Genomic DNA, 16,303 nt, shown 5'->3' on the forward strand with positions numbered 1-16,303 from the left:
CTTCTAATTCCGGGAATCGCACCGGCCTGAAAATGGCCGCGCGCCGTTACACGTTGATCGCGATGCGCGGCGCCGGTCCCACCGACGCGCGCATCGTCACCGTCACCGGAAACTCGCGCTCGATATCCCACGAGGTGCGATAACAGCGGTTGATCAGCCACCGGACCGCGTTCTGCGTAAGCTCGGCCGTCGGAATATGCACGGACGTCAGCGCCGGCGCAGCATACGCGGCGGCGTAGTCGTCGTCGTAGCCGATTACCGAGACGTCGCGCGGCACGACAATGCCCGCCTGCTGGAATTTCGCGAGCGCGCTGATCGCCATCGTGTCGTTCGCGACGAACAGCGCGGTGAACGGCCGCTTCGAGTCGAGCAGCGTTTGTGCGGCCGCATAGCCGCCTTCGGGCGAGAAGTCCGATTCGACGAGCGGCACCGTTTCGCGCGCAATGCCGTGGCGCGCGAGTTCGTCGAAGAAGCCGGAAAGACGCTCGATATTGTCCGATGCGGTGAACGGGCCGGAAATGACCGCGATCTGCCGGTGGCCGTGCGCGAGCAGCGTCGACGCCGCGAGTTCGCCGCCGCGCCGATGGTCGGCGCAGAACGACGCGTCGGGCATCGCATCGAAGGCGCGATTCAGAAACACGACACGCGGATGCATGCGGTGCAGCGCGTGCAGATCTTCGTCGTGCAGATCGTGGCTGATTACCACCACGCCGTCGCAATCGCGTCCGATCAGAAAGCGCACCGCTTCCATCGCCTGATCGCGCGGCGACGCCTCGCCGCAGCCCGTCGCAACCACCACGTGACGGTGCACGGCGCGCAACTGCGTGTCGGTCTCTTTCAGGATCGTGCCGTAGTACGAGCCGAAGAAGGTCGGCACGAACAGGCCGATGATGCCAAGCGAGCGTGTCGCCATCGCCCGCCCGATCGACGACGGCCGGAAGTTCAGCTCCGCGATGGCCGCGTGCACGCGCGCGGCCGCATCGGCCGATACCGGCCCCTTTCCGGAAATCGCGCGCGAAGCCGTCGAAAGCCCGACTCCGGCGCGCCGCGCCACGTCTTTCAGGGTTGCCACACAGTGCCTCCGTCTGCCGGTGCTGGTCAGAGGCGCATGCTGCTGGCCTCGTCGAACAGCGAGATATGCGCGCCGTCGACCGTCAACGCGGTGGTGTCGCCCACCGCGACCGGCGTTTTTTGTTGATCGATCGACGCGATCTGCGCGCCATGATAATCGAGCCAAATAACGCGGTGGTTGCCCATCGGTTCGACAAGCGACACTTTCGCACGCTCGCCGGCGCTGCCGGCCGCTTCGGGCATGCCGGCGCTTTCGGCGCCGCTGCCGCCGATCCGCACGCGCACGTCCTCGGGCCGCACGCCGAGCACGCAGGGCCGGCCCGCGGCGGGCGCCGCGCGAAACGGATAGCGCGATACGTCGAGCGTCAAATGTGCACCGACAAATTGCACGCCGTCGTTTTGCACCGCAAGCGTGCCGTTGAGCAGATTCATCGCCGGCGAGCCGAGAAAGGTCGCGACGAACAGGTTCTCGGGCCGTGCGTATACCTCGGCCGGCGTGCCGAACTGCTGGATCACGCCGCTCTTCATCACGGCCATGCGCGTGGCGAGCGTCATCGCTTCGACCTGATCGTGCGTCACGTAGATCATCGTCGCGTTCAGACGCTGGTGCAGTTGCTTGAGCTCGCGGCGCAGTTCGGTGCGCAGCTTGGCGTCGAGATTCGACAACGGCTCGTCGAACAGGAACACGTCGGCCTCGCGCACGATCGCGCGGCCGATCGCGACGCGCTGCCGCTGGCCGCCCGATAGCTGCGCGGGCTTGCGCTTGAGCAGCGGCCCCAGTTGCAGCATGTCGGACGCACGCGCGACGCGCCGCTCGATCTCGGCCTTCGGCGTGCCGTTGATGCGCAGCGCGAATGAAAGATTACGCTCGACGCTCATCGTCGGGTACAGCGCGTACGACTGGAACACGAGCGCGACGCGGCGATCCTTCGGGTCCGCCCACGTCATGTCTTCGCCGCCGATCTCGATGCTGCCGTCGCTCACGTCGATCAGCCCCGCGATGCTGTGCAGCAGCGTCGACTTGCCGCAACCGGACGGGCCGAGCAGCACGACGAACTCGCCGCCGCGCACGTCGAGATCGAGCGCGTCGATGACGGTGTTCGCGCCCAGCTGCACCTTGAGGTCGCGCACCGCCACATTCGCGAGGCCCGCGGAATTCGCTACTGTCGCCATCTCCACCCCTTACCTTGCGTTTCCGTTACGTCCACGTGACGGCGAATTCAACCTTTCACCGCACCGGATGCGATGCCGCGCACGAACCAGCGCCCCGAAATGAAGTACACCGCGAGCGGCACGAGCGACGTGAGAATGGTCGCGGCCATGTTCACGTTGTACAGACGCTCGCCGGTCGTCGTATTGATGATGTTGTTGAGCTGCACGGTCATCGGCAGGTTTTTCGTGCCTGCGAATACGAGGCCGAGCAGGTAGTCGTTCCAGATGTTGGTCACCTGCAGGATCATCGCGACCACGATGATCGGCAGCGACATCGGCAGCATCAGCTGGAAGAAGATGCGCCAGAAGCCGCCGCCGTCGATGCGCGCGGCCTTGAACAGCTCGAGCGGAATGCCCGCGTAGTAGTTGCGGAACAGCAGCGTCATGACCGGCATGCCGAAAATCGTATGAATCACGACGATGCCGGGCAGCGAGCTGAACAGGTGCACGCTGGCCAGCACGCGCACCATCGGGTAGATCATCACCTGATACGGAATGAACGCGCCGACCAGCAGCACGCCGAACAGCCACCCCGCGCCGCGCGGCCGCCAGAACGACAGCGCATAGCCGTTCACGGCGCCGACCGCAATCGACAGCACGGTGCTCGGCACGACGATGCGCACCGAGTTCCAGAAGCCGACCTGAATGCCGTTGCAGTCGAGCCCGGTGCATGCGGCCTGCCATGCGTCGACCCACGGCCGCAGCGTCGCATGCGCGGGCCACGCGAGCAGATTGCCGAGGCGGATTTCGTCCATCGGTTTGACCGACGTCACGAGCATGACGTAGAGCGGCAGCAGGAAAAACAGCGCGCAGACAATCAGGAACGCGTAGATGCCGAGGCGCGCCGGCGCAAAGCGCGGGCGGCGCGGACGGGGACGGCGCGCGCGTGCCGCCGTTGCGGTGGCTGCCGTGCTTTCCGCGGCGGCTTCGGCAAGACGGCGGCCTTGCGGCAAGGAGGCGGCGCCTTCAGCAGGATCGAGCGTGCTCATGGGTCACACGTCCTTTCGCGCAGCGGCGCGGCTTCTTGCATAGAAAAACGGCGCAAGGATCGCGAGCACGGTCAGCAGCATCACCAGCGACGCTGCCGACGCGAGCCCGATATTCGCGCGGCCGAACAGATAATCCATGATGAACTTCGCGGGCACTTCGCTCGCGGTGCCGGGGCCGCCCTGCGTCATCGCAACGACCGCGTCGTAGAGCTTCACGACCATCACGAACAGCAGCACGAACGCGGTGGACAGCGACGGCCCGAGCATCGGAATCACGATGCTCATATAGACGCGCCAGCGCGGAATGCCGTCGAGGCGCGCGGCCTTCCACAACTCGTCGTCCACGCCGCGCAGTCCGGCGAGCATCAGCGCCATCACGAGCCCCGACGCCTGCCAGACCGTCGCGATCACGAGCGTATAGACGACCCGGTCCTGATCGACGATCCAGTCGAAATGCGCATGCGCGAAGCCGATCTTTCTGAGCACGGCCTGCGCGCCCAGCGACGGATTCAAGATCCACTGCCAGACTAGCCCGGTCGCCACGAACGACATCGCATACGGATAGAGAAAGATCGTGCGCAACACGCCTTCGGCGGAGACGCGCTGATCGATAAAGATCGCGAGCAGCATGCCGATCACGATGCACGCGACGATAAAACACGCGCCGTATAGCACGATATGCTGCAGCGACACGAGCCAGCGGTCGTTATCAAAGAGCCGCACGTATTGTGTCAGGCCGACGAAGTCGTTCGACGGAAACGTGCGCGAGTTGCTGAGCGACACGCGCGCGGTCCAGACCATCGTGCCGAGATACGCGAACACGACCGTCAACAGCATCGGCAGCAGCGCGATCCATGCGGCGAGCGGCCAGCGCATACGTCGCGGCCGCAAGGGCCGGCGACGGCGCGCGGCGGCGGCACCTTCACCGCCCGCGCCTGCATGAGCACCTGCATGAGCGCCACCATGCCGCGGCTTGCCTGCCACGTCCGCGAGTGCCTGCGACTTCAGCGCGCCCATCGTCCGTTCAACCTTTTAGCGCGCCGGCGAAGGCCTTTTGCGCGTCGTCGACCGACTGGTTCTTGTTCCAGAAGTTCGTGATGACGTCGGTCAGCGCGCCCTGCACATCGGGCGAGATCAGCATCTCCGGATTCGGCAACTGCCGCGACTTGTCTTTCATGATCGCAATGCCCTCCTTCGCGCACATGTCGAGCTGACCCGTATCGACGTCGGGGCGGATCGGAATCGAACCCTTGCGCGCGCTGAACGCGACTTGCGCGGTCGGCGACGTCATGATCGTCGCAAGCAGGTTCTGCGCCTTGATCGCATTCGGATTGTCGGTCTTCGGAAAGACAAACACATCGCCGGCCACCAGATAAGGCGAATGCGGACCGAAGCCCGGGAAGCAGCCGAAGTCCTTGCCCGCCGACTGCTTCGCCGCCGAGAACTCGCCCTTCGCCCAGTCGCCCATGATCTGCACGCCGGCCTTGCCGGAAATGACGAGCGCGGTGGCATCGTTCCAGTTGCGGCCCGGCGACCCGGGGTCGACGTAATCGTGCAGCTTCTTGAACGACGCGAGCACCTTTTTGAAGGCATCGGACTTTACCGCGTTGACGTCGCGATCGCGGTAGACCTTAAGATACAGGTCCTGCCCGCCGACGTCCGCGAAAATCGCGTCGAACGTGATTTTTTCCTGCCATGGCTGCCCGCCGAAGGCGAGCGGAATCGCGCCGGTCTTCTTGAGCTTGTCGAGGTCGGCGACGAACTCGTCGAAGTTTTGCGGCTCGTTCGCAATGCCGGCTTTCTGGAACAGCGGCTTCGAATAGAAGAACCAGCCCTGCATGTGAATGTCGACCGGCGTCGCGTAGTAATGCCCGTTCACGCGAATGCTGTCGAGAATCGACTGCGGGAAAATGGCCGCCCAGTTTTCTTTCGCGGCGACCGTATCGACGTTATTGAGCAGCCCCTGGTCGATCAGGTCGTGAAACTGCTTCGACGTATTGAATTGCGCGGCGGTCGGCGGATCGCCGCCGACGATGCGGTTGATCGCGGTCGCGCGCGCCTGGTCGGCGCCGGCCACCGCGTTGTCGACCCACTGCCCGCCGGCCTTGTCGTACGCCTGCGCAAACTGGCGGATCGCCGCCGATTCGCCGCCCGACGTCCACCAGTGAATCACGTTCGCCTTGAGCGGCTCGGCCGCCTGCGCGGACACCGGCGCGACGAACTGGGCGAACGCGCCGCATAGCGCGAGCGCACCGGCGCTCGCCGCGGCGATACGGGTCCGCGCGCTGAGTCTTCTGCTTTTCATTCTTCCATCTCCTCCAGGCGTTGCGCCTGCTTTTTTTGCAAGTCGGCTGCATGCTTGCCGGCGCGCCGCCGGCAAGCCCGATGAAAACGAGGACGAAAGATGCAGGATCAGGCGCGCGCGGCGCGCTCCTGCAGGAACTTCGAGATCAGTTGCGCACTGCGTTTGACGGTGCGCTGCTGCGTCCGGTAGTCGACATGGACCACGCCGAAGCGGCGTTCATAACCATATGCCCATTCGAAGTTGTCGAGCAGCGACCAGACGAAATAGCCGCGGATGTCGACGCCTTGCGCGATCGCCTGATCGACGGCCGCGAGGTGACGCTTGAGGAACGCAATGCGCTGCGCGTCGTCGACGCGGCCGTTGTCGACCTGGTCGTCGGACGCCATGCCGTTTTCGGTGATGTAGATCGGCGGCAGAGTCCCGTAGGTGCGGTGAAAACCCGTCAGCAGATCGCGCAGGCCGTCCGGATAGACTTCCCATCCCATCTGCGTGCGCTCGACGCCGGCCAGCGGCACTTCGGTATAGCCGTTCGCGCCGTCGCTCTGCACGTTGGTGCGGAAGTAATAGTTGATGCCGAGAAAATCGAGCGGCGCGCTGATTGTCTGCATATCGCCGTCGAGCACGAGCGGTTCCGCGCCGGGCCACAGCGTCCATAGATCGGCGGGATACGCGCCCTTCAATAACGGATCGAGAATCCACGCGTTGTGCTGCACTTCGAACAGATGCGCGGCGTGCGTATCGGCCGCGCTCTGCGTGTTGCCGGTGCCGCGGCCGACATTCGCGACGATGCCCTTCTTCGAGGCGGGATCGTTCTCGCGCAGCACGGCAAGCGCCTCGCCATGCGCGAGCAGCAGATGATGCATCGCCTGCGTTGCGTAGCGCAGGTTCGCGTGGCCCGGCGCATGATGGCCGTTGCCGTAGCCGAGAAACGCCGAGCACCACGGCTCGTTGAGCGTCATCCACGCGTCGACGTGGCCGGCGAGTTCGCGGCTCATCAGGTCCGCGTAGTCGGCGAAGCGGTAGGCGGTATCGCGATTGAGCCAGCCGCCGCGCTCTTCCAGATGCTGCGGCAAGTCCCAGTGATAGAGCGTCGCGAAGGTCTGCAGGCCCTTGTCCTTCAGCTTGCCGAGCAGCCGCTTGTAGAAATCGAGCCCTTTGCGGTTCGGCCGCCCCGCTTCGTCCATCACGCGCGGCCAGGCGATCGACAGCCGGTACGCTTCGAAATTGAGCGACGTGAGCAGCTCGACGTCGCTTTCCCAGCGATGGTAGTGGTCGCACGCATGCTCGCCGGTATCGCCGTGCAATACCTTGCCGAGCGTGGCCGAAAACGTGTCCCAGATCGACGGCAGGCGGCCGTCTTCGTTGACCGCGCCTTCGATCTGGTACGAGGCGGTCGCCGCGCCGATCAGGAAGTGCTTGCGCCAGAGCGCCGACCCGGCAGCCGGCGTAAAGGGATCGCCGCCGACGTTGCTGCCGCCGCCGATATCGAGGGATTCAACTGCGTCTTGAGCCACGGAAACTCCTCAGACCAGGTTAAACCGCAGGGTCGTTGATCCAGCAGGAATGGAAGCGCTTCCATCCGTCCGTTGCGGACAATATCAGCGACGCTTTTAACGCAGCAATCCGGGTTTGTCTGGAGGGGAAGGCAACGCGCTGCGGCGCGCATAAGAAGGGCGAGATCCCTCCATGCGCCTCGCATCGGCGCGTTCGTCGCAGTGGGTTCGCCGCACGCGAAAATACACGCGAATTGACTGCTCACCGCACCGAATTTGACTGTGCGATGCGTATTTCAGCATTCGTCAATTTGCGCGGCGCGGGCGGAATATTTCCGGGTGGCCGCTGTTCTCCGTATCGAGAAAGGGCGCCGCGTGCCGTCTCCGGTTACACCGCCTCGCCGCCCCTCGGAGCGAGGCGCGAATGTTCGCGGGACGACGCGCCGCAATGCCGCACGAATATTAATCAAGGCTTTGCGCCCAACAGGAAAGGAGGTGTACGGCCGTGGATACCGGTTATTTCGAAAGCAGCTGGGACGGCGCGCCATCAGGCCGTAGCGCATGGATCGACGCGATCTCGATGCACGGCATGCAGTGCCGGCTCGATGAGGTCCGTTCCGCGCCGTCGCTCGTCAATCTCAGGCACGCCGGCCAGACCGACATCATCAACGTCGAGACCGCATGGCAGTGCATCTCGCCGATCATGCAGCGCCCTCACTTCTGGAACGGCGAGCACCTGCTGTTGAAGGTCGTCCGCAGCGGGACGATGTCGGTCGAGCAGCGCGGCCAGACCGTCACGTTCGGGCCCGGCGACATCGCCGTGATCGATCCGCAGCATATGTTCAACGAGTCGTTTCGCGAGCCGACGCGCCTCGCGGTCCTGCGCTTTCCCAAAGCGGCGCTGCGCGAGCGCGGCTTGCGCCACCGCTTTCCGACGGTGTGCCGTCCCGATGCGGCATCGGCCGATGTCGGCGCGGTGCGCGAATTCGTGATCAATCTGACCACGCAGGCCGGCAAGGCCAGCGAGCCGCTGCTCGAGCGGCTCAGCGATCAGTGCCTCGATCTGATGGATGTGCTAGTCAGCGAGCGCGATTCGTGCGCGTCGCGCCGCGCGAGCGTCGCGACGACGCTGCGCGCCAAGCAGGTAATCGCGCGCCGGATCGGCGACCCGGACCTGACCGTCGTGCGCATCGCCGAAGAACTCAATATCTCGACGAGTTGCCTCACGCGCGCGCTGAAGGCGAACGGGCTGTCGCCGATGCGCTACGCGTGGTCGCTGCGGCTCGAACACGCGACACGGATGCTGGCCGGCGCGCCGCAGGGCGCGATCCAGGAAATTGCGTATCGGTGCGGGTTCGCAAGCGCCGCGCACTTCAGCCGCGCCTTCAAGGAACGCTATGGGATGACGCCGCGTGCTTATGCGGCGAGCCGGAAACCGGGCGGTGCGAACGGTGACGGCGATGTTCATGGCGATGTCGACGGCGACGCGTCGCCGTCGCAACGGGCGCAGGCAGGGCATCAGGACGCCGTGACGGCATCGGCATCGGCATCGACGTAGGCGTAGGCGTAGGCGCGAACAAATCGGGCGTACGCAAACCCGGGTACGCGACAAGCCCGGGCTGGGCGCGCCGCTTCAGGCGCGCGCCGCCCGCTTCCTTTGCCGCTTTATGCTCCGAGCACCGGCTCGCTCTTCCGCTACTTCAAGCGCGCCACGAGCCACGCGCGCAGCGCGACGATCTCTTCCGCGCAGACCGAATGCGGCATCGGATACGCATGCCATTCGACCTCGTTGCCGCGTGCACGCGCATAGTCGCGCGCGGTTTCGCCGAGCACGACCGGCAGCACGTCGTCTTGCGTCCCGTGCGCGGCAAACACCGGCGCATGGCGGTTCGCTTCGCTGGCACGGCTTTCGATATACGGCTGCGACGGCACATAGCCCGACAGCACGATCAGGCCGGCGAGCGCGTCCGGATGCGTGAGTCCGGCCGAATACGTCATCGCGCCGCCCTGCGAGAAGCCCGCGAGAAAGATCTTCGATGTCGCGATGCCGCGCGCGTTCTGCTCGGCGATCAGCTGGCGCACGGCCGCGCATGACGACTCGATGCCCGCTTCGTCGACCTGCCGGTTGATGCCCTGAAACGACAGGATGTCGTACCACGCGCGCATCACATAGCCGTTGTTCGCGGTCACCGCAATCTCGGGCGCATTCGGGAACACGAAACGCACGCCGGGCGCGCCGGCGAGGCGCAGCTCGGGAATCAGCGGCACGAAATCGTTCGCATCGGCGCCGAGGCCGTGCATCAGGATCACGGCGAACGCGGGATTCGGCGCGGTTTCGATTTCGATCGTCGACATCGGGTCGTTCATGTTGTTCAAGACTCCAATCGTGGGAAGGCCGGCGTCAGATCAGCCGGCCGAGAATCAGCAGGATACCCGCTAGCGACACCACCCATACGAGCGACCGGACATAGGGCACGCCGGCCGCGTAGAGCGGCACATACACCACCCGCGCGATCAGATAGAGCCACGCGCCCAGCGCCGTCTGCGCATTGTCGCGGCCGGCCACGTGGGCGATCAGCACGGCGGCGGCGAACACGGGCAGCGTCTCGAACAGATTGCTCTGCGCGCGCATGAGCCGCCCGCACAGCTTGCCGACCGGCGCACCCGGTGCGTCGCGCGCACTCGTGTTGTACGCAATGCCGGTCTCGCGGTTGCGCAACAGCGCGGGCAGCAGCACCTGAACCAGCGCGAGGACGAGCGTCCACGCGAGCAGCGTCAGTTCGATGGTCATCTTTTCGTTTTCCCTGGCTTCTGGTGATAAGGCTGGTTATGGCGGTCAGGTTGTGCGCCGAGTTGTGCGCTCAGGTGGCTCGCTCAGTGGCTCGCTCAGTTGGGCACTCAGGTGGCTCGCTCAGGTGGCCCGCTGGGGTAGCTCACTCAGGCGGCACCCTCCGGACGATTATTCCGGTGTACAGATACTCAAACTTACCCCGCTTTCTGACACGCCCCCGCGCATCTTAAAATAGCGGCTTCGACGATTTCAACGCTGCCATGCCGACCTCCCCGCCTGTCCCCGCCTCCGCCGCTCCGCTGACGCACGACGACGCCACGCCGAGCGACGACGCCGATATGTTCGAGCTGGCGCCTGTCTCGCTGTGGCTCGAAGACTTCAGCGGCGTACGCGCGCTGTTCGACGACTGGCGCGCGCAAGGCGTGACCGACTTGCGCACCTTCCTGAAAGCAAATCCGGCGCGCGTCGCCGAATGCGCGGGCCACATCCGCGTGATCAAGGTCAACCGAAAGACACTCGCGCTGTTCGACGCCACCGACTTCGGCGAGCTGACCGGCAACCTCGCGGCCGTATTCCGCGACGACATGCTGAAGACGCACCTCGAAGAACTGTGCCAGCTATGGGCCGGCCAGGCGCACTTCACGAGCCAGACCGTCAACTACACGCTGGGCGGCCGGCGCCTCGACGTGCTGCTCAAGGGCCAGGTGCTGCCGGGCCACGCGCTGCTGTGGGACCGCGTGCTCGTGTCGGTCGAGGACATCACCGAACTCGAACGCACGCGCCTGCGCATCTCGCATGCCGAGCAATACGCGCGCGGGCTGTTCGAACATTCGCCGGTGTCGCTGTGGGTCGAGGACTTCAGCGCGGTGAAACGCCAGCTCGACGATGCGCGCGCGCAAGGCATCGTCGATTTCCGCACGTTTACCGATGTCCATCCGGAATTCGTCGAGCGCTGCATGCAGGAAATTCATGTGCTGGACGTGAACCAGCACACGCTAGAGATGTTCGCCGCGCCTGACAAGCACACGCTGCTGGCGCGTCTCGCCGACGTGTTCCGCGACGATATGCGGCCGCATTTTCGCGAGCAGCTGATCGACCTGTGGGACGGCAAGCTGTTCCAGCAGCGCGAAGTGCTCAACTACTCGCTCGACGCGAACGAAGTGCACGTGCACCTGCAGTTCTCGGTGCTGCCGGGCCACGAACAGAACTGGGACCTCGTGCTGGTCGCGCTCACCGACATCACCGCGCGCAAGAAGGCCGAAGCGTACCTCGAGTACCTCGGCAAGCACGACGTGCTGACGAAGCTGCGCAACCGCTCGTTCTATGTCGACGAGTTGAACCGGCTCGAGCGTAAGGGCCCGTATCCGGTGACGCTCATCATGGCCGACCTCAATGGCTTGAAGCGCGTGAACGACCAGCTCGGTCACGCGGCCGGCGACGCGCTGCTGCGTCGCGCGGGCGAAGTGCTGGCGAAGGCGATGGAGATACCGTTTGTCGCCGCCCGCATCGGCGGCGACGAGTTCGCCGTGCTGCTGCCCGGCACCGACGAACGCGGCGGCGCGGCGATGATCGACACGATCCGGCAACTGGTGGAACTCAACAACCAGTTCTATCCGGGCACGCCGCTGAGCTTCTCGATGGGCGCTGCGACGGTGCAGCGCGGCGAGCGGCTCGAAGCGGGCGTGCAGCGCGCGGACCTGCTGATGTACGAGGACAAGCGCGCGCTTTATGCAAGCGATGAAGCGCGGGCGCGCGACGCAAGCAAGCCGTAGACGCTTTCAGTGCGGCAGTTTCGCCGCCAGCACGTCGATCTTTTCGATCTTCGGCGGCTCGGCGAGCAGGTCGCCCGCTCGTTCCATCAACGCCGCGGCGACCTTGCCGGACAGGTGCGCATTCCGGCCGGCCTCATCGTTGAATGCATCGAAAATCGCGAACGTCGACGGACCGAGCCGCACGCCGAACCAGGCGATCGTGCCCGGTTCCGCTTCGACGAGCGGCAAGCCGCCGCGCAAAAATTGCTCGACCTCGTTTTCCTTGCCGGGCTTGGCTTCAAGACGAACGTATAGCGCGAGTTTGACCATGTGCACCTCCTGTGCGAAAACGCTGCGTGGGATCAAGGCAGTATAGTCGCGCATTGCGCGCAGCCATGGCGAGACGGGCAATGAGCGCGCTTTTCGACGCGGCTTTCGAAGCGTTTTTCGCGCGCTCGTTCCTTACGCGCCGCCTTCGGATCGCACCGGCACGCCATACATCTCGACGATACGGCGATCCTGCTCGCGCGCGGAAAACTGCTCCCATTCAATACCATTCACGTCGACGGTGCTTGTAAAGGCCGCCGCATCGTCGTCTTCGAAGCCGAGATGACGCAGCTGCCCCGCTCGCTGCGGGTTCTCGTTGATCGAAAAATTGAGCAGACCCGTGCGCCACATGGCATAGCGGCCTGGCACGACCGCTGCAGGCGTTTGCCCGAGCCGGCGGTTGTAGTCTTCGATCGAGGCGTCAAGGTTGGCAACGGCCAATGCGATATGAAAGCGTTTCATCGGTCTCTCCCTCTTCGTGGATGGGGACGGCGCAGACCATCGTACGAAAGCCACGCGGCTTTAACCAGTCAAGCGGACAGATGGTATAGCGATTACCCGCTTGACGCGGGGCGCGCGTTGCGCGCCCCGACGCGCAAGGCGATCAGCGCACCTCGACCAGATGCCGCGGCGGCGGCGCAATGCTCGCCGGCGGTGCTTCGAGGGCGCCACGCATGCGCCGCACTTCATCGGTGGGTGTGAGGCCGAAAAACCGCTTGAATTCGCGGCTGAACTGCGACGCGCTTTCATAACCGACGCGCGCGGCCGCCACGCTCGCATTGACGCCGTCCTGCACCATCAGCAGGCGCGCCTGATGCAGGCGCGTGGTCTTCACGTACTGCATCGGCGAGGTCGACGTGACGATCTTGAACTGCGCGTGAAACACCGCGAGACTCATGCCCGCCTCGCGCGCGAGCGTATCGACGTCGAGCGCGCGGTCGTAATCGCTATGGATGCGCCGCAGCGCCTTGGCAATGCGCCCGAAGTGCTGCTGGTGCGTGAGCGCCGCGCGAATCGCGTGGCCCTGCACGCCCGTCAGCACGCGGTAGCAGATTTCGCGGACGATGGACGGCGCCAGCACGCGCGCATCGAGCGGCGCCGCAAGCGCTTCGAGCAGGCGTTCGACCGCATCGCACAGTGTTGGGTCGAGCGGCGTCGAATAGATGCTGCGCGGCGCTTCGTGCGTGTCGGTACGGCTCTCTTCGAGCAGCATCAGCAGTTCGGCGACCATCGCGAGATCGACATCGATCGCAATGCCGAGGAACGGCTCCTCGACGCTGGCCTCGGTCTCGCATTCGAACGGCAGCGGCACCGACAGCACGAGATACTGCTGCGCATCGTACACATACGACTGGCCGCCGAGAAACCCGCGCTTGCGCCCCTGGCAGACGATCACGATGCTCGGCTCGTACATCACGGGGTGGCGCGGCATCGGCCGGCTTGCGCGCATCAGCTTCACACCGTTGACGCACGAATAGGTGAAGCCATCCGTCGGCGCGAGGCGGTCGAACAGCTCGACCATATGCCGCTGCGCGCGGCTCACCGGACGCGGCTCCGCACGAGCGGCGGGCGTGGCGCGCGAAGCGGGAACAGTGGAGAGAACCGTGGCGGAAACAACGGGGAAATCGGAAACGGAGGTCATCGCGATACCTGAGGTGAAACGGCGTTGCGTCGAAATAGTGCGGACGGGTGCGGACAGCGGCCGAGCGCGACTCTCGCACGCAACAGAATAAGGCTTGAAATCTAGCACCAAATGGGCTGTTGAGTGCAACGGCGCGAGAAATAGGCAAATTTTCAAGACATTCAGGTATTCCCTGAGATGCCCGCGCTCCTTAGTATAGGAACCCTGACGAGAGACCTTTGATTCACGCTTCGATTCACGTCATGCAGCGTTCACCGTGCCGATTGCGTACCTCAGCTACGCCTGCTCCGATGCCGATGCCGGAAACGCGCCAACCCGAACGAAGCACGTCCGCTGCCTGTTGAAGGCCGCGGCTGCAGGGCCTCTCTCGCAGGGATTCACATGACCACGACGGGCGGTAGCACCCGGTTTCGCCACCACGCCCCTTAACCGCAATGAGCCGCCGCGCGCAGTTCAGCGGCATAACCCTGGTTTCCCCGCAGTGCCGGCGTGCCTTTTCGACAGGCGCGCCGGCCGCTCGTCGTTGCTGCATGTTTTATCAGGTTGCTCTCTCAGTGCCGAAGGAGAAGTCACGTGATTGACCGTATTCAGGCTATGCGCACTTTTATCAGGATCGTCGATACGAATAGCTTTACGCGCGCCGCGGAGTCGTTGAACATGCCGCGCGCGACCGCGACGACGATCATGCAGAACCTCGAAGCCTTGCTTGGCACCGCGTTGCTGGTCCGCACGACGCGGCGTCTGAGCCTGACGCCGGAAGGCGCCGCGTACTACGAGCGCTGCGCGCAGATTCTCGCCGACATCGACGAAATGGAGGCGAGCCTGCGGCAGACCGACGCGAACCCGAGCGGACGGCTGCGCGTCGAGATGCCGGGCGCGGTCGCAACCGCGCTCGTGCTGCCGGCGCTCGACGATTTCCACACGCGCTACCCGAACATCGAGTTGTCGATCGGCGTAAGCCACCGCACCGTCGATCTGGTCGGCGAGGCCGTCGATTGCAGCATCCAGCTCGGCGACCTGCCCGACTCGGGGCTGGCCGCGCGGCGCCTCGGCACGCTCGAGCATGTGACCTGCGCGAGCCCGGCGTATCTCGAACGCTTCGGTGTACCGGAGACGCTCGACGATCTCGCGCGGCACGTCGCGGTAAACTGCACGGCGCGTCAAAGCGAGCGCTCGGCCAGCTTCGATTTCGAAGTGGACGGCAGTCCGCTCGCGGTGAAGGTCGACGGTTTCGTCAACGTCAACGACGAGCAGGCGTGCTTGACCTGCGGCCTGCAGGGCCTCGGGCTGATCCAGCCGGCGCGCATCGCCGCGCAGCCGTGGCTCGACGCGGGCGTGCTGCGCGAGGTGCTGCCGGCGTGGAAGCCGGTGCCGACCAGCGTCTCGATCGCTTATGTGAAGGGACGCCGCGTGTCGCCGCGCGTGCGGGCGTTCGTCGACTGGCTCGCGGAGCTGTTCGAGCACGCGGGACATGTCGAAGCGGATATGTCCCGCGTGCGGGAGTTGATGCGTGGGGGGTTGCATACGGCGTGAAAAGCATCGGTCGATTAACCATCGCATCGACTTGAAGGTCTTGTGGGGTAGCCTGGCTGGTCGAACGGAGCTACCCCCGCGCGCTAAACATCACCGAGCGTCACTGAGCCGCTTCACGCTGTGCACGAGCGCGCGAAATCATCTGCTGCACGGCCGCGCTCGTATTAATCGCCAGCAACTCCATCTGCGGGTGCTCATTCGCAAATACGCGAAAGATCTGATCCGCAAACGCTTGTCCAATCATGTCCACGTTTCGGAAATCCAGCACCGCTCTTTTAAACAAATCGAGTCGGGCGAGTAACCGTTTTGCCTGAGACCGCGAAATCAACTCGTCCGCACCGTATCTGGCGAGATCAACCGGCACGACGGTCCGGTCGAAAGTGTAGTCGTCGCTTTCGGTGTAGTCGTCGAAAATTTCTCTGGTTGTATGCGTCGCCCTATTGCTCAATGTCATAAAAACGGACGTACCGGGTGCAGCAGCCTCGCGTTCCATCACCGCGTCTTCTGACGAATCCTTATGGTGGTCGAAATAAAGTGCGCCAGAGAGAATGCCGAACTGATCGAACATGCGCGACGTGAAAAAAATCCCCTCGCCCGAGTGATTCTGTGGATCGGTGGTCAGCTTGCCTTTTGCCAACTCGAAAATTGCATGCCGTTCGTCGAGCAGACTCAATTCGGCCTGAATCTTTCTGAAGATGCCGACGCCGTCATCCGAAACCATGATTTCCGTGGATACAGCGGTTCGGGTGGTTTTCACCAGAACTGCGGTTCCGCTGGAATGGTCGATCGCGTTGTTGAAGATTTCTGTAAAGCCGTGGTGCCATATATTGAGCACATTGGCTGGAAGGGGTTCGATGATGGGCTTTACGACTTCGCTCCAGATCAGGTCCTCCTCGAGTTCCGGTGTCAACAGAAACCGAAAGCTCTCTGACCACAGCGTGACGAGCCTGTAGCGCGCATCTCTCGTATTGCCTTCTTTGACAATCGCGCCTTGCTCGCGCAGGACAAGCAGGTGCTTGTTCACGGCCTGGCGACTGATCGAGAAGTGATCCGCCGTGAGCGCAACGACATCGCCCTGATGCGATTCAATGTGTTCGAGCAGGAAACTGCGGACCTGCTCGCCTTGTGGTCGGACTCTCGTACTCACTGCGCGGCCCTTTGACAACCTTAATCAATTTTATTGTCAACC

Annotated in this window: 15 protein-coding genes; 3 read left to right on the plus strand and 12 right to left on the minus strand. The window is 64.2% G+C overall.

Annotated elements, in window-relative coordinates:
* Positions 1–46 precede the first annotated feature (46 nt).
* The 6 genes from ACYPXD_RS17355 to ACYPXD_RS17380 all read right to left on the minus strand — a co-directional run bounded on the left by ACYPXD_RS17355 (position 47) and on the right by ACYPXD_RS17380 (position 7,091).
* The gene (locus ACYPXD_RS17355; protein WP_459713742.1) at positions 47–1,072 is read right to left on the minus strand and encodes a LacI family DNA-binding transcriptional regulator; all 1,026 of its coding nucleotides are present in this window, start codon (positions 1,070–1,072) and stop codon (positions 47–49) included.
* Between the two features lie 26 nt (positions 1,073–1,098).
* Positions 1,099–2,244: an ABC transporter ATP-binding protein gene (locus ACYPXD_RS17360; protein WP_459713744.1), complete on the minus strand. Its 1,146-nt coding sequence runs from the start codon at positions 2,242–2,244 to the stop codon at positions 1,099–1,101.
* 47 nt (positions 2,245–2,291) lie between these two features.
* Positions 2,292–3,272: a carbohydrate ABC transporter permease gene (locus ACYPXD_RS17365; RefSeq protein WP_459713747.1), complete on the minus strand. Its 981-nt coding sequence runs from the start codon at positions 3,270–3,272 to the stop codon at positions 2,292–2,294.
* 3 nt (positions 3,273–3,275) lie between these two features.
* Positions 3,276–4,148, minus strand: a complete 873-nt coding sequence (locus ACYPXD_RS17370; protein ID WP_459713886.1) for a carbohydrate ABC transporter permease — start codon at positions 4,146–4,148, stop codon at positions 3,276–3,278.
* 148 nt (positions 4,149–4,296) lie between these two features.
* On the minus strand, positions 4,297–5,577 hold the full coding sequence (locus ACYPXD_RS17375) for an ABC transporter substrate-binding protein (protein WP_459713749.1): 1,281 nt from the start codon (positions 5,575–5,577) through the stop codon (positions 4,297–4,299).
* Between the two features lie 107 nt (positions 5,578–5,684).
* On the minus strand, positions 5,685–7,091 hold the full coding sequence (locus ACYPXD_RS17380) for a GH1 family beta-glucosidase (RefSeq protein ID WP_459713751.1): 1,407 nt from the start codon (positions 7,089–7,091) through the stop codon (positions 5,685–5,687).
* 484 nt (positions 7,092–7,575) lie between these two features.
* Here ACYPXD_RS17380 and ACYPXD_RS17385 point away from each other — a divergent pair, with 484 nt between their 5' ends.
* Entirely contained in the window at positions 7,576–8,628 is a 1,053-nt protein-coding gene (locus tag ACYPXD_RS17385; RefSeq protein WP_459713753.1) for a helix-turn-helix domain-containing protein, read from the plus strand.
* A 137-nt stretch (positions 8,629–8,765) separates the two neighbouring features.
* Here the strand turns inward: ACYPXD_RS17385 and ACYPXD_RS17390 are convergent, their stop codons facing one another.
* Both ACYPXD_RS17390 and ACYPXD_RS17395 read right to left on the minus strand, forming a co-directional pair.
* Entirely contained in the window at positions 8,766–9,437 is a 672-nt protein-coding gene (locus ACYPXD_RS17390) for an alpha/beta hydrolase (RefSeq protein ID WP_459713889.1), read from the minus strand.
* 34 nt (positions 9,438–9,471) lie between these two features.
* Positions 9,472–9,861, minus strand: coding sequence for an MAPEG family protein (locus ACYPXD_RS17395; RefSeq protein ID WP_459713756.1), 390 nt, complete (start codon positions 9,859–9,861; stop codon positions 9,472–9,474).
* 338 nt (positions 9,862–10,199) lie between these two features.
* Between ACYPXD_RS17395 and ACYPXD_RS17400 the strand changes: the two genes are divergently transcribed.
* The gene (locus tag ACYPXD_RS17400) at positions 10,200–11,633 is read left to right on the plus strand and encodes a sensor domain-containing diguanylate cyclase (protein WP_459713891.1); all 1,434 of its coding nucleotides are present in this window, start codon (positions 10,200–10,202) and stop codon (positions 11,631–11,633) included.
* Positions 11,634–11,639: 6 nt separating this feature from the next.
* Here the strand turns inward: ACYPXD_RS17400 and ACYPXD_RS17405 are convergent, their stop codons facing one another.
* The 3 genes from ACYPXD_RS17405 to ACYPXD_RS17415 form a co-directional block, all read right to left on the minus strand.
* The gene (locus ACYPXD_RS17405; protein WP_459713758.1) at positions 11,640–11,942 is read right to left on the minus strand and encodes a putative quinol monooxygenase; all 303 of its coding nucleotides are present in this window, start codon (positions 11,940–11,942) and stop codon (positions 11,640–11,642) included.
* Positions 11,943–12,074: 132 nt separating this feature from the next.
* Positions 12,075–12,401, minus strand: coding sequence for a VOC family protein (locus ACYPXD_RS17410; RefSeq protein WP_459713761.1), 327 nt, complete (start codon positions 12,399–12,401; stop codon positions 12,075–12,077).
* A 142-nt stretch (positions 12,402–12,543) separates the two neighbouring features.
* Complete coding sequence (locus tag ACYPXD_RS17415; RefSeq protein ID WP_459713894.1) at positions 12,544–13,461, minus strand: AraC family transcriptional regulator; 918 nt, start codon at positions 13,459–13,461, stop codon at positions 12,544–12,546.
* Positions 13,462–14,154: 693 nt separating this feature from the next.
* Between ACYPXD_RS17415 and ACYPXD_RS17420 the strand changes: the two genes are divergently transcribed.
* Complete coding sequence (locus tag ACYPXD_RS17420) at positions 14,155–15,114, plus strand: LysR family transcriptional regulator (RefSeq protein ID WP_459713764.1); 960 nt, start codon at positions 14,155–14,157, stop codon at positions 15,112–15,114.
* Positions 15,115–15,214: 100 nt separating this feature from the next.
* Here ACYPXD_RS17420 and ACYPXD_RS17425 read toward each other — a convergent pair whose 3' ends face one another.
* Entirely contained in the window at positions 15,215–16,261 is a 1,047-nt protein-coding gene (locus ACYPXD_RS17425; RefSeq protein WP_459713766.1) for an STAS-like domain-containing protein, read from the minus strand.
* Between the last annotated feature and the right edge of the window lie 42 nt (positions 16,262–16,303).

The organism is Paraburkholderia sp. 2C, assembly GCF_054589215.1.